This is a genomic window from Streptomyces sp. RG80, from assembly GCF_040446465.1.
In the GTDB taxonomy this organism is placed as follows: domain Bacteria; phylum Actinomycetota; class Actinomycetes; order Streptomycetales; family Streptomycetaceae; genus Streptomyces.
On the sequence record NZ_JBEAAJ010000003.1, the window covers coordinates 108,653 to 124,213 of the forward strand.

A 15,561-nucleotide genomic window follows, 5' to 3' on the forward strand; every position below is an offset into this window, starting at 1 on the left:
CCGTCGAGAAAGTGGTGGGTCGGCATCCGTATGAAGGGAGGGCACGGTTCCTTCCCCCGCCCCCACGGGCCGTGTCCTCAGGCGCGGGTCGCCCACACGTAACGGTGTTCCGGGCGGCCCGCGTCGCCGTACTTGAGGGTGAGGCGGGCGCGGCCGGTGCGCTCCAGGAGCTTCAGATAGCGCTGGGCGGTCTGGCGGCTCACTCCCGTGCGTTCGGCGATCTCCTGGGCCGACAGGGGGCCTTCGGCGTTCATCAGGGACTGGCGTACGAGTTCCGCGGTCGTGGGGGAGTGCCCTTTGGGCAGGTCGGGCTCCGACGGTGCGGACAGGGCGCCGAAGATGCGGTCCACTTCGGCCTGTTCGGCCTCGCCGCCGCCGTCGAGGGTGCGGCGGAGTTCGGCGTACGCCTCCAGCTTGGCGCGCAGGCCCGCGAAGGCGAACGGTTTTACCAGGTACTGGAGCGCGCCCTGCCGCATCGCTGCCTGCACGGTCGTGATGTCCCGGGCGGCCGTCACCATGATCACGTCGGTCTGGTGCCCACGGCGGCGCATCTCCTGGACGACCGACAGGCCCGTCTCGTCGGGCAGGTAGTGGTCCATGAGGACCAGGTCGAGCCGGGGAAGCAGTTCCACCTGGCGCAGCGCCTCCGCCGCGCTGTGCGCCTCGCCCGCCACATGGAAGCCCGGAACCTTGTCGACGTAGGCGGCGTTGACCCGGGCCACCCGGATGTCGTCGTCCACGACCAGGACCTCGATCATCGCGACTCCTCCTCGACGGCGCTGCCAGCAGTCTCCTCTGTGGCCGCCGGGGCGGTGAGCGCGGGCTCCAGACCGGGGCCCGCCAGCGCCTCGGGCAGGACGACGGTGAACTCCGCGCCCCCGCCGTCGGCCTCGGTCACGGTCGCGCTGCCGCCCTGACGCTCGGCCAGCCTGCGCACCAGGGAGAGCCCGATGCCGCGCTTGCCGTGGGCCGGTGGCTTCTTCGTGGACCAGCCCTCGGTGAAGACCTGCTCACGGTGTTCCGCCGGGACACCGGGCCCGGTGTCCCGCACCCTGAGGACGGCGGTACGCCCCTCGGCGCGCAACTCGACCTCCACGCGCGCGTGCGGTGTGCCCGCCACGGCGTCCAGGGCGTTGTCCACCAGGTTGCCGACGACCGTGACGATGCCCCGGGGATCGATCAGCTGGTCCGGGAGCCGGGTCCGGTCCGAGATCCACAGGGCGACTGCGCGCTCCGCCGCGACGGTCGCCTTGCCGACCAGCAGGGCCGCGAGCAGGGGGTCCTTGATCTTCTCGGTGACCTGTTCCGAGGTGGCGCGATGGTCGCCGACCACCTCTCCGACGAATTCCACGGCGTCGTCGTACATCTCCAGTTCGAGCAGCCCGAGGACCGTGTGCATGCGGTTGGCGTGCTCGTGGTCCTGGGCGCGCAGGGCGTCGATCAGACCGCGCGTGGAGTCGAGCTCCCGGCCCAGCTGCTCCAACTCGGTGCGGTCGCGCAGGGTGGCGACTGCGCCGCCGTCGTCGGTGGGCATGCGGTTGGCGATCAGGACCCGCTGGCCGCGTACGGTCAGCAGGTCGGTACCGGTCACCCGGCCGGCCAGGACGTCGGCCGTACGGCCCTCGCCGAGGGCCTCGTCCAGAGAGCGGCCGACGGCCTCGTCGCCGATGCCCAGCAGACGCCGCGCCTCGTCGTTGAGGAGGCGGATACGGCCGGCGCGGTCGAGCGCGACGACGCCCTCCCTGATGCCGTGCAGCATCGCCTCGCGCTCCGCGAGCAGTGCCGAGATGTCGGAGAAGGCCAGGTCGCGGGTCTGCCGCTGGACTCGCCGAGAGATGAGCCAGGCGGCGAGCGCGCCCACGGCAAGGGCCCCGCCCGCGTAGGCGAGCAGACCGGGGATCGCGTGGATCAGCCGGGCCCGGACGCTGTCGTAGGCGATGCCGACCGAGACCGCGCCGATGATGTCGCCGTCGGCGTCGCGCAACGGCACCTTGCCGCGGGCCGAGCGGCCCAGGGTGCCGTTGTCGATCTCCATGACCTCCTCGCCCCCCAACGCCCGCGCGGGGTCGGTGGAGACGATCCCGCCGATCTGCTTCGGGTCGGTGTGCGACCAGCGCACGCCCCTTGTATTCATGATCACGACGTACTCGGCTTTGGTGGCCTTCCGGATCCGCTCGGCCTCCACCTGCACCGGCCCGTCGACCGACGGCGCGGTGCTCTGCAGGTCCTTCGCTATCTGTGGCTGCTCGGCGGTCGTCTGCGCGATCGCCAGGGCCCGGCGCATCGCCTGGTCGTCCAGCTGAGCGCTCAGCGGTGCGAGGAAGAGCCCGGTCGCGAGCACCGTGACCCCCGCGGCGATCGCGAGCTGCATCAGCAGCAGCTGCGAGAACATCCGCCGCGGCAGACCGAGGCGGAGGCGTCGTACGGGGGGAGTGGGACTCATACCCCTGACGGTACGCGGAGGGGTACGGGCTGCCGTAGGGGTGTGGCGTGGATCTCTTGATCAATACACCTGATCAACACATGAGTGCTGCTGACCAGGGCGATCAACGCGATCAACGGTGGAGAGGACCGGGCGCTCGATCAACCATGGACACCGCCGACCGGCCCGGTCAGCTCGCGAGCGCTGTCGGCGGTGCCAGTTCCCGTACCGTCACGACGTCCATCCGCGCGGGCGAGCCCAGCACCGAGGTCCCGCAGCTCTGCGCGCGCGGCGGCAGGGACGCGCTTTGCGCCACCACGACCCGCCAGTGCCGCCCGTCGGCATGCGCGACGGTCACCTCCCAGCGCGGCGCGGCGCCGTCCGTCCGTACGACGCTCAGCGCGTCCGCCGCGTACTCGCCCGCCGCCGTACGTACCGCCAGCTCCGCCGCCTGGCCGGGCCGCTCCCAGGCCGAGCTCCCGCGGCAGCCCTCCACGACGATCCGTCCGTCCTGGACGCTGTGCAGGATCTCCTTGACGGCGGGGGCTCCGACCCGGCCGTACGCGTAGCCGTACGGCAGCACGAGCAGCGTCGGCGAGAAGCGATGTCCACCCAGATGGGTGACCTCCCAGACGCCCTCCGCCCCGGAGGCGGCGAGCTCGGCGGCCAGCGGGCGGCCGAGGAGCGCGCAGCAGCGGTCGCGCTTGCCGTTGGTGCAGACGAGCGCGAGCGGATCGCGGGTGTGGGGGCGCCCGTCGAGCGCCGCGCCGAAGCCGCGGTGGTCGCCCGCGCCGAGTGCGAGGAAGTCGAGATCCAGCAGGCGCCGCGGGTCGCGGACCTCGGCGCTGTGCAGCCATACGTTGCCGGGGGCGGTGTGGGACGCATAGACGCGGCGTACGGATGGGGTGCGCCAGTCCGCGTGCCGACCAGGCCGGCGGATGAGCGCGATGCGTACGCCCGTGCCCTCAGCCGCCCGTTCCAGGGCGCGGCCGAGCGACGGGTCCAGATGGCTCGAGCTGAGCGCATGAGCGCCCCACGGACCGGGCTGTTCGAGGAGCAGCCAGGTCTTCGCGGTCGCCGCGGTCCCGGAAATGGGCTCGTCGAGGTCGCGGGAGACGGATGCACACGTTCTCACAGAGGTGAGCCTAACCTGACTTGGCTCAGGGCGACTTCCGAGTGGGCTCGTGTCCCGCTACGGCAGTGGTTGAGGGGGTTTGGTGCCCACGTAGAGCCCGCTGGGCCGCATACGCAGGGGGCGCTCCCCGTACTCCTCCAGGGTGTGGGCGATCCAGCCCGCCGTTCGGGCGACGGCGAAGATCGTCTCGCCGGCCGTGGCGGGCATGCCGGAGGACGCGGTGAGCACGGCCAGGGCCAGGTCCACGTTGGCGTGCAGGGGGGCGTGGCGGGCGGTGGTGGCCACCACGTCGCGGGCCGCGGCGAGGGCGGGCTCGGCGTGGGGGATCTCTTCCAGGAGGGCGAACAGGGCACGCGCGCGTGGGTCCTCGCCCGGGTAGAGCCGGTGGCCGAGACCGGGGATCCGGCGTCCGGCCCGCAGCTCCTCGGCGATCACGGGGCCCGCGTCGCCCTGGTCGAGGACGTCGAGCAGCAGTCGGTGGGCGAGTCCGCTGGCCGCGCCGTGCAACGGGCCCTCGAGCACGCCGAGCCCGGCAGACACGGCCGCGTAGGCGTGTGCGCGGGCTGAGGCGGCGACCCGCACCGCGAGGGTGGAGGCGGCCAAATCGTGGTCGACGAGCAGGCCCAGTGCCGTGTCCAAGGTGCGCAGGGACGCCTCGTCGGGTCGGCGCGCGGTGAGCCGGGCCCACAGGTGCTCGGCCAGTGGGCCCTCGTCGCGGTGGCCGATCCGCACCGGCGGCAGCGCGGCGACGAGGGTGGGGATGAGGATGCGCGCGGTGCCGAGCACGGCGTCCTCGGACAGGTCGAAGCGCAGGGGGTCGGCGGTCGCGGCGGCGATCGCGGCGACCCGCAACCGGTCGGTGGGCGAGGTGTGTTCGGGCAGCGCGTCGACGGCGCGACGGGCGACGGTCACGGAGGTGTCGGGGGCCGTGAACGTCGTGCCGGGGCGCATCCGCTCGGTCCACAGCCACTCGGCGATCTCCTCGTAGGAGTGGTGTGCGGCCAGTTCGGTCGCGTCGACGCCCCGGAAGTAGTACCGGTCTGTGTCGATGAGCGTGATGCGGGTCCGTACGGACAGTTCGCCGCCGGAGCCCGGACTCCCGGCGCCCTCGCGCCTGTTGCGTCGGGCGAGCGCCTCCACCTCTTTGGCGTCGAACGTGCTGGCGCGGCCGCCGGGCACGCGGCGGCTGCCGAGCTGACCGCGGCTCACATAGGCGTAGACGGTCTCGGGCTTCACGCCGAGCAGTTCGGCGGCCTCCTTGGTGGTCAGCCGCCGTCCCTGGAGGTCGGGAGCGGGTTCGTGATCGCGCATGGAGCCACCGTATCCGTATTGAGTATGCATTGATTCAATCAATATTGACAGACCCATTAGTCAACATGGACAGTCGAATCAAGTCCAGGGAGGAAACATGTCCGTCAACAGGGCCGCGGCCACGCTTGTCGACGTACCGCGAGGACTCGCGGGTGTCGTCGTCACTGACACCGAGATCGGTGACGTCCGGGGGCTCGAGGGCTTCTACCACTATCGCCAGTACTCGGCCGTCGATCTCGCGCAGACCCGTGGGTTCGAGGACGTCTGGCATCTGCTGGTCCACGGTGAGCTGCCGGATGCCGAACGGGGCGCCGCCTTCGCCGCCGAGACCGCCGCGCTGCGTCGGCTGCCGGACGAGGTGCGGGCGGCGCTGCCGGCCGTCGCGGCGGCGAGCGCGGTGTCCGGTCCGCTCGCCGGGATGCGCACGGCGCTGTCCCTGCTGGGTGCGGCGAAGGGCTTCCGCCCGGTGTACGACATCGGCGCGGACGAACGTCGGCGGGACACCGTCGTGGCGGCCGCGGCCGTACCGACCCTGCTCACCGCGCTGCATCGGCTGGGGCAGGGGCTGGAACCCGTGGAGCCGCGCGAGGATCTGTCCTACGCGGCCAACTACCTCTACATGCTGACGGGTTCCGAGCCCGATCCGCGGCGGGCCCGGGCGGTCGAGCAATACTTGATCTCAACCATTGATCACGGGTTCAATGCATCAACCTTCACGGCGCGTGTCATCACCTCGACAGGTGCGGATGTCGCGGCGTGTCTCGTGGGTGCGGTGGGGGCGCTGTCGGGGCCGCTGCACGGGGGCGCGCCCAGCCGGGCACTGGACACCCTGGACGCGATCGGCACGCCCGACCGTATCGATCCCTGGATCCGTGAGCGGGTGCTCGCCGGTGACCGGATCATGGGCTTCGGCCATGCGATCTACCGCACCGAGGATCCGCGTTCCCGGATGCTGCGCGAGGTCGCGGAGCGGTTCGGCGGCCCACGTGTCGCCTTCGCCGTCGAGGTCGAACGTCATGTCGAGGAGATCCTGGCCGAGTTGAAGCCCGGCCGCGAACTCCACACCAACGTCGAGTTCTACGCGGGCGTGGTCATGGAACTGTGCGGCCTGCCCCGCGAGATGTTCACTCCGACCTTCGCCGCGGGGCGGGTGGTGGGGTGGAGCGCCAATATTCTGGAGCAGGCGGAGGACTCGAAGATCATCAGGCCGGTGGCCCGGTATGTGGGGCCGGGGGCGCCGGTGGCGGTGCCGGGGGTGGCTTGAGATGCGGCGGCCTGCGTCCTCGCGTGGACGCAGGCCGCCGCAGAGCGCGGTCACGCGTCGGGGATGTCCGCCTTCGCCCGGATCAATACGTCTCTGCTGATGACGACGATGCGTTCGTAGTCGGCGCGTGCGGCATCGGGCGGCAGTTCTGAGTCGAGTTGCTCGGTGGCCTCCGTGCCGATGATCGCGAAATTTCCGTCGGACAGTTCGAAGATGTCGGGGCATGTCTGTCCCGTCTCACATCCTCGAGCTCGCGGAGAGGGGCCGATCCGACGGACAATACGACTCACTTGCGGTCCTTCCGGTTCCCGGCCGCACCTCGGTGACCGCTCGACAACCGGACCGTGTGGTGCAGCACAGCTGCTGCACCGTGCTTTCGGTGCCACGCCTACTTTCCAAGATCACGCACCCGCTCGCTACCGCGTCGGGCAGCGCTCCGGGCGCGAATTTGCCAAGTGTGGCGAAGTCCCGAGCGCCCGATCCCAAGGAAAGGCAGGGTCTTTTCCAAAACTTGAAGGTGTCGCGCCGGGATGGGCCGTATGACGGAGTTCGCCCATACGTGCACACGCGTACGGAGGACATGGCCTTACGGCCCCGGAACCACGAAAACGTGTCGTGCGCTCACATGTCCGGCGGCGGCTCGCCGATCACCCACCACTCGTCGATGTCCGCGTCCTCCAGTTGCTGGAGCAGATCGTCGACCAGTGCCCCGAGCTGGGCCTGCTCGCTCGTGCTGTCCAGGCTGGCCCGGTGGTTCCGGGTCGCGTGCCAGTACTCTCGGCAGATCGGGTTCTGCAGCATCCCGCGCACCGCGCCGTAGAACTGCTCCCGGCTCAGATTCCCGAGGCGGTAGTTGAAGACCATGCTGGTGTACATGGCGTTCGCGTAGAGGTACTGGCGCTGCCTCTTGGCCGAGACGGTGTCGTCATATGCGTCCAGCACTTCGGCGAGGTCCGCGTTGTCCATCGCCTTGCTGAGCAGTTCCCAGTGCAGGCGATGCTGGTGTGCGAGGTTCGCCTGACGGCGGGTGTCCGACGAGCGTTCCAGGGACTGCAGGCGTGCCTCGAAGGCGTCCTGGGTGCGCCGGTGGACGGCCAGAACCGTGAGGGCGCCGGCTGCGAACCCCAACCCCGCGGCGGCGACGGGAAGGAGCGCTCCCGCGGTCGAGGTCTTTGTGGCCATGTCAACCCCCGAATCAGGCGACCGCCCGCCGGTCGTCGGAGTGAGGGTCGACGAAGGGTACCGGCGAGCGATGGGCGGCGCGTGCCGTCTCCCAGGGTGCCGAGCGGCTCTGATCGGCGGGGGAGGCGGAGAGGCGGCGCACGGAGGGAAGCGAGGGTCGCACGCACCGGCGCCTTGCCCAACGTCTGCCCCGCAAGTGCTGCTAACAATCGTTCACTTCGCGGTGATTCTTCCGGCTCGTATCCTGGTCCGGCATTCAATTCTCATCCGTGCGCCGACCCCACGATCCGGTGCACGCGTAGGTGTCAGAGAGGTCGCACGTTGAGCCAGCCGAGCCGCACCCTTCGGCAGATCCCGGTCCTCGTACTCGCTGGATTCCTGGGCTCCGGCAAGACCACCCTCCTCAACCACCTCCTGCACCGCAGCGGAGGCAGCCGTATCGGCGCGATCGTCAATGACTTCGGGGCGATCGAGATCGACGCCATGGCCGTCGCGGGCGCCCTCGGCGACTCCACCGTCTCCCTCGGCAACGGCTGCCTGTGCTGCGCCGTCGACGCCAGTGAGCTCGACACCTATCTGGAGCGGCTCGCGGCGCCCTCCGCCGGTATCGACGTCATCGTCATCGAGGCCAGCGGGCTCGCCGAACCCCAGGAACTCGTGCGCATGCTGCTCGCCAGCGAGCATCCGGGGATCGTCTACGGCGGTCTCGTCGAGGTCGTCGATGCCGCAGAGTTCGACGACACCCGCGCCAAGCACCCCGAGATCGACCGCCATCTCGCCCTCGCGGACCTCGTCGTGGTCAACAAGCTCGACCGGGCGACCGACGGCGAGCGCGTGCTGGGGCTCGTCCGGTCCCTTGTCGACCGGGCCGCCGTGGTGCCCGCCTCCTATGGCCGCATCGACCCCGAGTTCCTCTTCGACTGCCGACCCGGCGAGGAGCGGATCGGCCAGCTCTCCTTCGACGACCTGCACGAGCACGGGGAGGAGGACCACGGCGAGGACGGGCACGCCGGGCATCTGCACTCCGCCTACGAGAGCCTCTCCTTCGTCTCCGACGTGCCCCTCGACCCACGTCGGCTGATGGCGTTCCTCGACAGCCGGCCCGAGGGGCTGTACCGGATCAAGGGGTACGTCGACTTCGGGCCCCACGACACCCGGAACCGTTACGCCGTCCACGCCGTCGGGCGGTTTCTGCGGTTCTACCCGGAGCCCTGGCCGACGGACGCCGACGAACGCCTCACCCAGCTGGTCCTCATCGGCTCCGGTATCGACGTGCCCGCGCTCGGCAAGGAGCTGGCGGCGTGCAAGAGCGACGCCCCGCACACCGCCGACGAGCACGGTATGTGGGGCGTCCTGCGCTACGTACAGGATCCCGAGGACGAGCTCCAGGACCCCGGGTTCTAGACCGGTCCCGCCACCACCGAGACCGTCTTCGGCAGCGACACACCCGAACCGTCGCGGCGCGGGTCGATCTCCGGGAGGTCCGCCGGTGTGCCGTTCTTCTGCGCGGCACGGGCCGGTACGGCGCCCGCCCAGGCCAGGGACAGACAGTCCTCGCCCTTCAGGAAGCGCTGGCAGCGGACTCCGCCGGTCGCGCGGCCCTTGCGCGGGTACTGGTCGAACGGGGTCAGCTTGGCCGTCGTCTGGACGGAGTCGTCCAGTGTGCCGCGCGAGCCCGCGACCGTGAAGACGACCGCGTCCACGGCCGGGTCCACCGCCGTGAAGGAGATGACCTTCGCGCCGTCCGTGAGCTTGATGCCGGCCATGCCGCCCGCGGGCCGGCCCTGCGGACGGACCTGCGAGGCCTGGTAGCGCAGCAACTGCGCGTCGTCCGTGATGAAGACCAGGTCCTCCTCGCCGGTGCGCAGCTCGATCGCGCCGACGATCCGGTCGCCGTCCTTGAGGGTGATGACCTCCAACTCCTCCTTGTTGGACGGGTAGTCGGGCACCACGCGCTTCACGACGCCCTGCTCGGTGCCGATCGCCAGGCCCGGCGACGACTCGTCGAGGGTCATCAGGCACACCAGCGTCTCGCCGTCCTCCAGGGAGACGAACTCCGACACCGGCGCCCCGCCGGCCAGGTTCGGCGCCGACACCGTCTCCGGCAGCTGCGGCAGGTCGATGACGTTGATCCGCAGCAGCCGGCCCGCCGACGTCACCGCGCCCACCTCGCCGCGCGCGGTCGCCGGGACCGCGGAGACGATCACGTCGTGCTTGACGCGCTTGCCGTCGCCGTCCTCCGGGAACGGGCCGCCGTTCGCCGTACGGGCCAGCAGACCCGTCGAGGACAGCAGCACCCGGCACGGGTCGTCCGCCACCTGCAGCGACACGGCTGCCGCGGGGGCGACCGCACCCGCCTCCAGCAGGACCGTACGCCGGTCGGTGCCGAACTTCTTGGCCACCGCCGCCAGTTCGGTGGAGACCAGCTTGCGCAGCTCCGTGTCCGAGTCGAGGATCCGGGTCAGCTCCTCGATCTCCGCGTTGAGGCGGTCCTTCTCCGACTCCAGCTCGATCCGGTCGAACCTGGTCAGGCGGCGCAGCGGCGTGTCCAGGATGTACTGCGTCTGGATCTCGCTCAGCGAGAAGCGCTCCATCAACCGCTGCTTGGCCTGCGCGGAGTTGTCGCTGGAGCGGATGAGGCGGATGACCTCGTCGATGTCGATGAGCGCCGTGAGCAGGCCCTCGACCAGGTGCAGGCGGTCGCGGCGCTTGGTGCGACGGAACTCGCTGCGACGGCGCACGACCTCGAAGCGGTGGTCGAGATAGACCTCCAGGAGCTCCTTGAGGCCCAGCGTCAGCGGCTGGCCGTCCACCAGCGCGACGTTGTTGATGCCGAAGGACTCCTCCATCGGGGTCAGCTTGTACAGCTGCTCCAGGACCGCCTCCGGCACGAAGCCGTTCTTGATCTCGATGACCAGGCGCAGGCCGTGCGCGCGGTCGGTGAGGTCCTTGACGTCGGCGATGCCCTGGATCTTCTTCGAACCGACCAGGTCCTTGATCTTGGCGATCACCTTCTCCGGGCCGACCGTGAAGGGCAACTCGGTGATGACGATGCCCTTGCGGCGCGCCGTGACGGTCTCGACCGACACGGTGGCCCGGATCTTGAAGGTGCCGCGGCCCGTCTCGTACGCGTCCCGGATGCCGGCGAGGCCGACGATCCGGCCGCCGGTGGGCAGGTCGGGACCCGGGACGTACTTCATCAGGGTCTCGAGATCCGCGTTGGGGTGGCGGATCAGATGGCGGGCGGCCGCGATGACCTCGGAGAGGTTGTGCGGGGGCATGTTGGTGGCCATGCCGACCGCGATGCCGGACGCGCCGTTCACCAGCAGGTTCGGGAACGCGGCGGGCAGCGCCACCGGCTCCTGCTCCTGGCCGTCGTAGTTGGGGGCGAAGTCGACCGTGTCCTCGTCGATCGACTCGGTCATCAGGCTCGTCGCCTCGGCCTGCCGGCACTCGGTGTACCGCATGGCGGCCGGCGGGTCGTCGTTGCCGAGCGAACCGAAGTTGCCGTGGCCGTCGACCAGCGGCACGCGCATGGAGAACGGCTGGGCCATGCGCACCAGGGCGTCGTAGATCGACGCGTCGCCGTGCGGGTGCAGCTTGCCCATGACCTCGCCGACGACCCGGGCGCACTTCACATAGCCGCGATCGGGGCGCAGGCCCATCTCGTTCATCTGGTAGACGATGCGACGGTGCACCGGCTTCAAGCCGTCACGGGCGTCCGGCAGGGCGCGGGAGTAGATGACCGAGTACGCGTACTCGAGGAAGGAGCCCTGCATCTCGTCGACGACGTCGATGTCGAGGATCTTCTCCTCGTACGAGTCGTCGGGCGGCGGGGTCTTCGTGCTACGGCGGGCCATCGCTGCCGGCTCCTCTTTTCTGGTCGCTCGCCTTCGGGTCGCGCCCCTTCGGCTCACTCTTGCTGAAGCGTGAACGGGATCTGACGCGGACCATTGTGGACCGCGGCACTGACAACGTGGACGACGACCCGACGTCAGCCGTCCCGCCGCGTGTTCACCCGTACGGCACGCGGCCCGATCCGCAGGCTACGGGATCTCGCTCTCGGCGTACGACCACCGGGAACTTCACCGGGGCTCCGCACGCTTGCATACAGTGGCAGGACCGGCAGGAAAACGCGGTTCCGATCAACCGCACCGCGATCGAAGGGACGTACATGCCCATGGGTCACACGGCCACAGACCAGGCAGGCACCGGGGGCCTGACAGCGACCGAGCACCGCCTGGCCAACGGGCTGCGCGTGGTGCTCTCCGAGGACCACCTGACCCCGGTCGCGGCGGTGTGCCTCTGGTACGACGTCGGCTCGCGCCACGAGGTCAAGGGGCGTACCGGACTCGCTCACCTCTTCGAGCACCTGATGTTCCAGGGCTCCGGACAGGTCAAGGGCAACGGGCACTTCGAGCTCGTCCAGGGCGCGGGCGGCTCCCTCAACGGCACCACGAGCTTCGAACGCACCAACTACTTCGAGACCATGCCCACCCACCAGCTGGAGCTCGCCCTCTGGCTTGAGGCGGACCGCATGGGCTCGCTGCTCGCCGCCCTCGACGACGAGTCGATGGAGAACCAGCGCGACGTCGTCAAGAACGAGCGCCGGCAGCGCTACGACAACGTCCCCTACGGCACGGCGTTCGAGAAGCTGACCGCCCTCGCCTACCCGGAGGGCCACCCCTACCACCACACGCCGATCGGCTCCATGGCCGACCTGGACGCGGCGACCCTGGAGGACGCCCGCGCCTTCTTCAGGACGTACTACGCGCCGGGCAACGCGGTCCTGTCCGTGGTCGGCGACATCGACCCCGAGCAGACGCTCGCCTGGATCGAGAAGTACTTCGGCTCCATCGCCTCCCACGACGGCAAGCCCGCCCCGCGCGACGGCTCGCTGCCCGAGATCATCGGCGAACAGCTGCGCGAGGTCGTCGAGGAAGAGGTCCCCGCGCGCGCGTTGATGGCGGCCTACCGCCTGCCGCACGACGGCACGCGCGAGGCCGACGCCGCCGACCTGGCTCTCACCGTCCTCGGCGGCGGCGAGTCCTCCCGCATCTACAACCGGCTCGTACGACGGGACCGTACGGCCGTCGCGGCCGGCTTCGGCCTGCTGCGGCTCGCCGGGGCACCCTCTTTGGGCTGGCTGGACGTGAAGACGTCCGGTGACGTCGAGGTACCGGTCATCGAGGCCGCGATCGACGAGGAGCTCGCCCGGTTCGCCGAGGAGGGCCCGACGGCCGAGGAAATGGAGCGCGCCCAGGCCCAGTTGGAGCGCGAGTGGCTGGACCGGCTCGGCACCGTCGCGGGCCGCGCCGACGAACTGTGCCGCTACGCCGTCCTGTTCGGCGACCCGCAGCTCGCCCTCACGGCCGTCAACCGCGTCCTCGAGGTGACCGCCGAGGAGGTCCAGGAGGTCGCCAAGGCCCGCCTGCGCCCGGACAACCGCGCGGTGCTCGTCTACGAACCCGTCTCCGCGGAGACCGCCGAGGACGCGGATCCCCCGGAGGACCCCGAGGCCGAGGCCACCGTCGAAGCCGGCGACAAGAACGAGGAGGCGGCCAAGTGACCGAGCTCGCCACGATGGAATTCCACCCCCAGCCGCAGGCGGGCGAGGCGCGGCCATGGGCCTTCCCGGCCCCCGAGCGCGGCACGCTCGACAACGGCCTCACCGTCCTGCGCTGCCACCGTCCCGGCCAGCAGGTCGTCGCCGTCGAGGTCCTCCTGGACGCCCCGCTGGACGCCGAGCCGGCCGGCCTCGACGGTGTGGCCACGATCATGGCGCGGGCCTTCTCGGAGGGCACCGACAAGCACACCGCCGAGGAGTTCGCCGCCGAGCTGGAGCGCTGCGGCGCCACCCTCGACGCGCACGCCGACCATCCCGGCGTACGGCTGAGCCTGGAGGTCCCGGTCTCCCGCCTGCCCAAGGCGCTCGGTCTGCTGGCCGACGCGCTCAGGGCGCCCGCGTTCGCGGACAGCGAGGTCGAGCGGCTGGTCACCAACCGGCTCGACGAGATCCCGCACGAGCTGGCCAACCCCTCCCGCCGGGCCGCCAAGGAGCTCTCCAGGACCCTGTTCCCGGCGGACCTGCGCATGTCCCGCCCGCGCCAGGGCACCGAGGACACCGTCCGGAACATCGACTCGGCGGCCGTACGCGCCTTCTACGAGAAGCACGTGCGCCCCGCCACCGGCACCGTCGTGGTCGTCGGCGACCTCACCGGCACCGACCTCGACGAGCTGCTCGGCGACACCCTCGGCTCGTGGACCGGCTCCTCGGCCGAGCCGAGGCCGGTGCCGCCGATCACCGCCGACGACACCGGCCGGGTCGTCATCGTGGACCGCCCCGGCGCCGTGCAGACGCAGCTGCTGATCGGCCGGATCGGCGCCGACCGGCACGACCGCGTGTGGCCCGCGCAGGTGCTCGGCACGTACTGCCTCGGCGGCACCCTCACCTCCCGCCTGGACCGTGTCCTGCGCGAGGAGAAGGGCTACACCTACGGCGTGCGCTCGTTCGGGCAGGTCCTCAGGTCCGGCCCCGAAGGCACCGGCGCCGCGATGCTCGCCATCAGCGGTTCCGTGGACACCCCCAACACCGGTCCCGCCCTGGACGACCTGTGGAAGGTGCTGCGCACCCTCGCCGCGGAGGGGCTCACCGACGCCGAGCGCGACGTCGCGGTGCAGAACCTGGTCGGGGTGGCCCCGCTGAAGTACGAGACGGCGGCGGCCGTCGCGAGCACGCTGGCCGACCAGGTCGAGCAGCACCTGCCCGACGACTACCAGGCCACCCTGTACCGGCAGCTCGCCGCCACCGGCACCGTGGAGGCCACCGCGGCCGCCGTCAACGCCTTCCCGGTGGACCGTCTGGTGACGATCCTGGTCGGCGACGCGTCCGCCATCAGGGAGCCCGTGGAGGCCCTCGGCATCGGCGAAGTGACGGTCGTGACCGCCGAGTAGAGGCACGCGCGTGGAGGGGCCCTGGTGACTGAAGCGTCACCAGGGCCCCTTAATGTCCGAATTGAAGGCTGGTTGCCTGTTTGCCCTGTGGGATGCGCTACAAAAACCCTGATCCGTTTGGGGATTGAAAGTCGCCCCGCATAGCTTCGTCCGGGCTGTTCGTCAGGCAGTGCGCCGCGCCCGCGGCACCGGACAGTCATCGCCGAGTCCCCGTACGGCGCGAGCCAGGGGAGCCGGGGACCCATCCGTAGTCCCTGGGGTGAATCGGACGCCCGCGCGTCATGCGAGGGGGTCCGTAGGAGACCTTCCTGCTCCGAACCCGTCAGCTAACCCGGTAGGCGAGAGGGAAGGAAAGGACCAGCCACTACATGGCGTTCACGCGCCCCACCGGGAAGCATCGCGCCCCGAGCCGGATGAAGCGCAGCACCGTTCGCGTGGCGGGCGTCGCGGCCCTCACCACCACCGGCGTCATCGGCACCCTCGCCGCCCCGGCCCTCGCCGCGGAGCCCGCGGCCGAGCAGACCGGACTCACCCCGGTCATCACCATCGGCGATTCGGTCGCCGCCCAGATCGACGCCCAGGCCGAGGCCCAGCAGCAGGCGGCCCTGGAGGCCGCGCAGCAGAAGGCCGAGGAGGAGGCGCGCAAGAAGGCCGCCGCCAAGGCCAAGAAGGAGCGCGAGGCCAAGGAGCGCGCCGCCCGCGCGGCCGCCGAGCGCAAGCGCCTCAACACCTTCGTCTCCCCGATCTCGGGCTCGTACATCTCCACCGGCTACAAGGCCGGCGGCGCCGTCTGGTCCTCCGGCAGCCACACCGGCGTCGACTTCCACGCCGCCAGCGGCACCTCCGTGCGCTCGGTCGGCTCCGGCACGGTCGTGGAGGCCGGCTGGGGCGGGTCCTACGGCAACAACGTCGTGATCAAGATGAACGACGGCACGTACACCCAGTACGGGCATCTGTCGTCCATCGGTGTCTCGGTGGGCCAGACGGTCACCCCGGGCCAGCAGATCGGCCTGTCCGGCGCGACCGGCAACGTCACCGGGCCGCATCTGCACTTCGAGGCCCGCACGACCGCGGAGTACGGCTCGGACATCGACCCCGTCGCCTACCTGCGCTCGCACGGCGTGAACGTCTGACGACGGACCGCGAGACCTCTTCGAAACCCCGGCTCACGAGCCGGGGTTTCGTCGTTTCTGTCGCGTTGCTGTCCAAAAAATATCCATGGATTCCGGCCCGCCATCGGAAATTCCCGCTCTTTGCAATAGAGTCACTGAACACACGTCAATCGTCGACGTT

At 70.6% G+C, this 15,561-nt stretch carries 12 protein-coding genes and 1 riboswitch; of the genes, 5 read left to right on the forward strand and 7 right to left on the reverse strand.

The window, feature by feature from the left end; translation table 11 throughout:
* Positions 1 to 77: 77 nt before the first annotated feature.
* The 4 genes from ABKA17_RS10700 to ABKA17_RS10715 all read right to left on the reverse strand — a co-directional run bounded on the left by ABKA17_RS10700 (position 78) and on the right by ABKA17_RS10715 (position 4,868).
* The gene (locus ABKA17_RS10700) at positions 78 to 758 is read right to left on the reverse strand and encodes a response regulator (protein ID WP_353691711.1); all 681 of its coding nucleotides are present in this window, start codon (positions 756 to 758) and stop codon (positions 78 to 80) included.
* Complete coding sequence (locus tag ABKA17_RS10705) at positions 755 to 2,443, reverse strand: sensor histidine kinase (protein ID WP_353691712.1); 1,689 nt, start codon at positions 2,441 to 2,443, stop codon at positions 755 to 757. The genes ABKA17_RS10700 and ABKA17_RS10705 overlap by 4 nt, the downstream gene beginning before the upstream one ends.
* A 169-nt stretch (positions 2,444 to 2,612) precedes the next feature.
* Positions 2,613 to 3,557 carry a ferredoxin family protein gene (locus ABKA17_RS10710; protein WP_353691713.1) on the reverse strand — a complete coding sequence of 315 codons (945 nt, stop codon included), beginning with the start codon at positions 3,555 to 3,557 and terminating at the stop codon, positions 2,613 to 2,615.
* Between the two features lie 57 nt (positions 3,558 to 3,614).
* A complete protein-coding gene (locus tag ABKA17_RS10715; protein ID WP_353691714.1) occupies positions 3,615 to 4,868 on the reverse strand; it encodes a citrate synthase in 1,254 nt (417 codons plus the stop codon).
* Positions 4,869 to 4,965: 97 nt separating this feature from the next.
* Between ABKA17_RS10715 and ABKA17_RS10720 the strand changes: the two genes are divergently transcribed.
* Positions 4,966 to 6,132 (forward strand): citrate synthase/methylcitrate synthase, encoded by a 1,167-nt coding sequence (locus tag ABKA17_RS10720; protein ID WP_353691715.1) that lies wholly within the window; start codon positions 4,966 to 4,968, stop codon positions 6,130 to 6,132.
* Between the two features lie 50 nt (positions 6,133 to 6,182).
* Here ABKA17_RS10720 and ABKA17_RS10725 read toward each other — a convergent pair whose 3' ends face one another.
* Both ABKA17_RS10725 and ABKA17_RS10730 read right to left on the reverse strand, forming a co-directional pair.
* On the reverse strand, positions 6,183 to 6,422 hold the full coding sequence (locus ABKA17_RS10725; RefSeq protein WP_353691716.1) for a hypothetical protein: 240 nt from the start codon (positions 6,420 to 6,422) through the stop codon (positions 6,183 to 6,185).
* A gap of 331 nt (positions 6,423 to 6,753) precedes the next feature.
* Positions 6,754 to 7,314 carry a DUF6082 family protein gene (locus ABKA17_RS10730; RefSeq protein WP_353691717.1) on the reverse strand — a complete coding sequence of 187 codons (561 nt, stop codon included), beginning with the start codon at positions 7,312 to 7,314 and terminating at the stop codon, positions 6,754 to 6,756.
* A gap of 321 nt (positions 7,315 to 7,635) precedes the next feature.
* Here ABKA17_RS10730 and ABKA17_RS10735 point away from each other — a divergent pair, with 321 nt between their 5' ends.
* Positions 7,636 to 8,718, forward strand: a complete 1,083-nt coding sequence (locus tag ABKA17_RS10735; protein WP_353691718.1) for a CobW family GTP-binding protein — start codon at positions 7,636 to 7,638, stop codon at positions 8,716 to 8,718.
* On the opposite strand, the gene ABKA17_RS10740 is transcribed toward ABKA17_RS10735, so the two are convergent.
* Positions 8,715 to 11,174: a DNA gyrase/topoisomerase IV subunit A gene (locus ABKA17_RS10740; protein ID WP_353691719.1), complete on the reverse strand. Its 2,460-nt coding sequence runs from the start codon at positions 11,172 to 11,174 to the stop codon at positions 8,715 to 8,717. The genes ABKA17_RS10735 and ABKA17_RS10740 overlap by 4 nt on opposite strands.
* A gap of 314 nt (positions 11,175 to 11,488) precedes the next feature.
* Between ABKA17_RS10740 and ABKA17_RS10745 the strand changes: the two genes are divergently transcribed.
* The 3 genes from ABKA17_RS10745 to ABKA17_RS10755 all read left to right on the forward strand — a co-directional run bounded on the left by ABKA17_RS10745 (position 11,489) and on the right by ABKA17_RS10755 (position 15,401).
* Positions 11,489 to 12,883: a M16 family metallopeptidase gene (locus tag ABKA17_RS10745; protein WP_353691720.1), complete on the forward strand. Its 1,395-nt coding sequence runs from the start codon at positions 11,489 to 11,491 to the stop codon at positions 12,881 to 12,883.
* Entirely contained in the window at positions 12,880 to 14,268 is a 1,389-nt protein-coding gene (locus ABKA17_RS10750; RefSeq protein WP_353691721.1) for a M16 family metallopeptidase, read from the forward strand. The genes ABKA17_RS10745 and ABKA17_RS10750 overlap by 4 nt, the downstream gene beginning before the upstream one ends.
* Before the next feature lie 190 nt (positions 14,269 to 14,458).
* A riboswitch (cyclic di-AMP (ydaO/yuaA leader) is annotated at positions 14,459 to 14,624 on the forward strand.
* 12 nt (positions 14,625 to 14,636) lie between these two features.
* Positions 14,637 to 15,401, forward strand: a complete 765-nt coding sequence (locus tag ABKA17_RS10755) for a M23 family metallopeptidase (RefSeq protein ID WP_353691722.1) — start codon at positions 14,637 to 14,639, stop codon at positions 15,399 to 15,401.
* Positions 15,402 to 15,561: the final 160 nt, after the last annotated feature.

Excerpts from the sequence above, each read along its gene's own strand:
- ABKA17_RS10730 (WP_353691717.1), bottom strand. The coding sequence starts at position 7,314 with ATGGCCACAAAGACCTCGACCGCGGGAGCGCTCCTTCCCGTCGCCGCC.
- ABKA17_RS10715 (WP_353691714.1), bottom strand. The coding sequence starts at position 4,868 with ATGCGCGATCACGAACCCGCTCCCGACCTCCAGGGACGGCGGCTGACC.
- ABKA17_RS10755 (WP_353691722.1), top strand. The coding sequence starts at position 14,637 with ATGGCGTTCACGCGCCCCACCGGGAAGCATCGCGCCCCGAGCCGGATG.
- ABKA17_RS10700 (WP_353691711.1), bottom strand. The coding sequence starts at position 758 with ATGATCGAGGTCCTGGTCGTGGACGACGACATCCGGGTGGCCCGGGTC.
- ABKA17_RS10745 (WP_353691720.1), top strand. The coding sequence starts at position 11,489 with ATGCCCATGGGTCACACGGCCACAGACCAGGCAGGCACCGGGGGCCTG.
- ABKA17_RS10720 (WP_353691715.1), top strand. The coding sequence starts at position 4,966 with ATGTCCGTCAACAGGGCCGCGGCCACGCTTGTCGACGTACCGCGAGGA.
- ABKA17_RS10740 (WP_353691719.1), bottom strand. The coding sequence starts at position 11,174 with ATGGCCCGCCGTAGCACGAAGACCCCGCCGCCCGACGACTCGTACGAG.
- ABKA17_RS10705 (WP_353691712.1), bottom strand. The coding sequence starts at position 2,443 with ATGAGTCCCACTCCCCCCGTACGACGCCTCCGCCTCGGTCTGCCGCGG.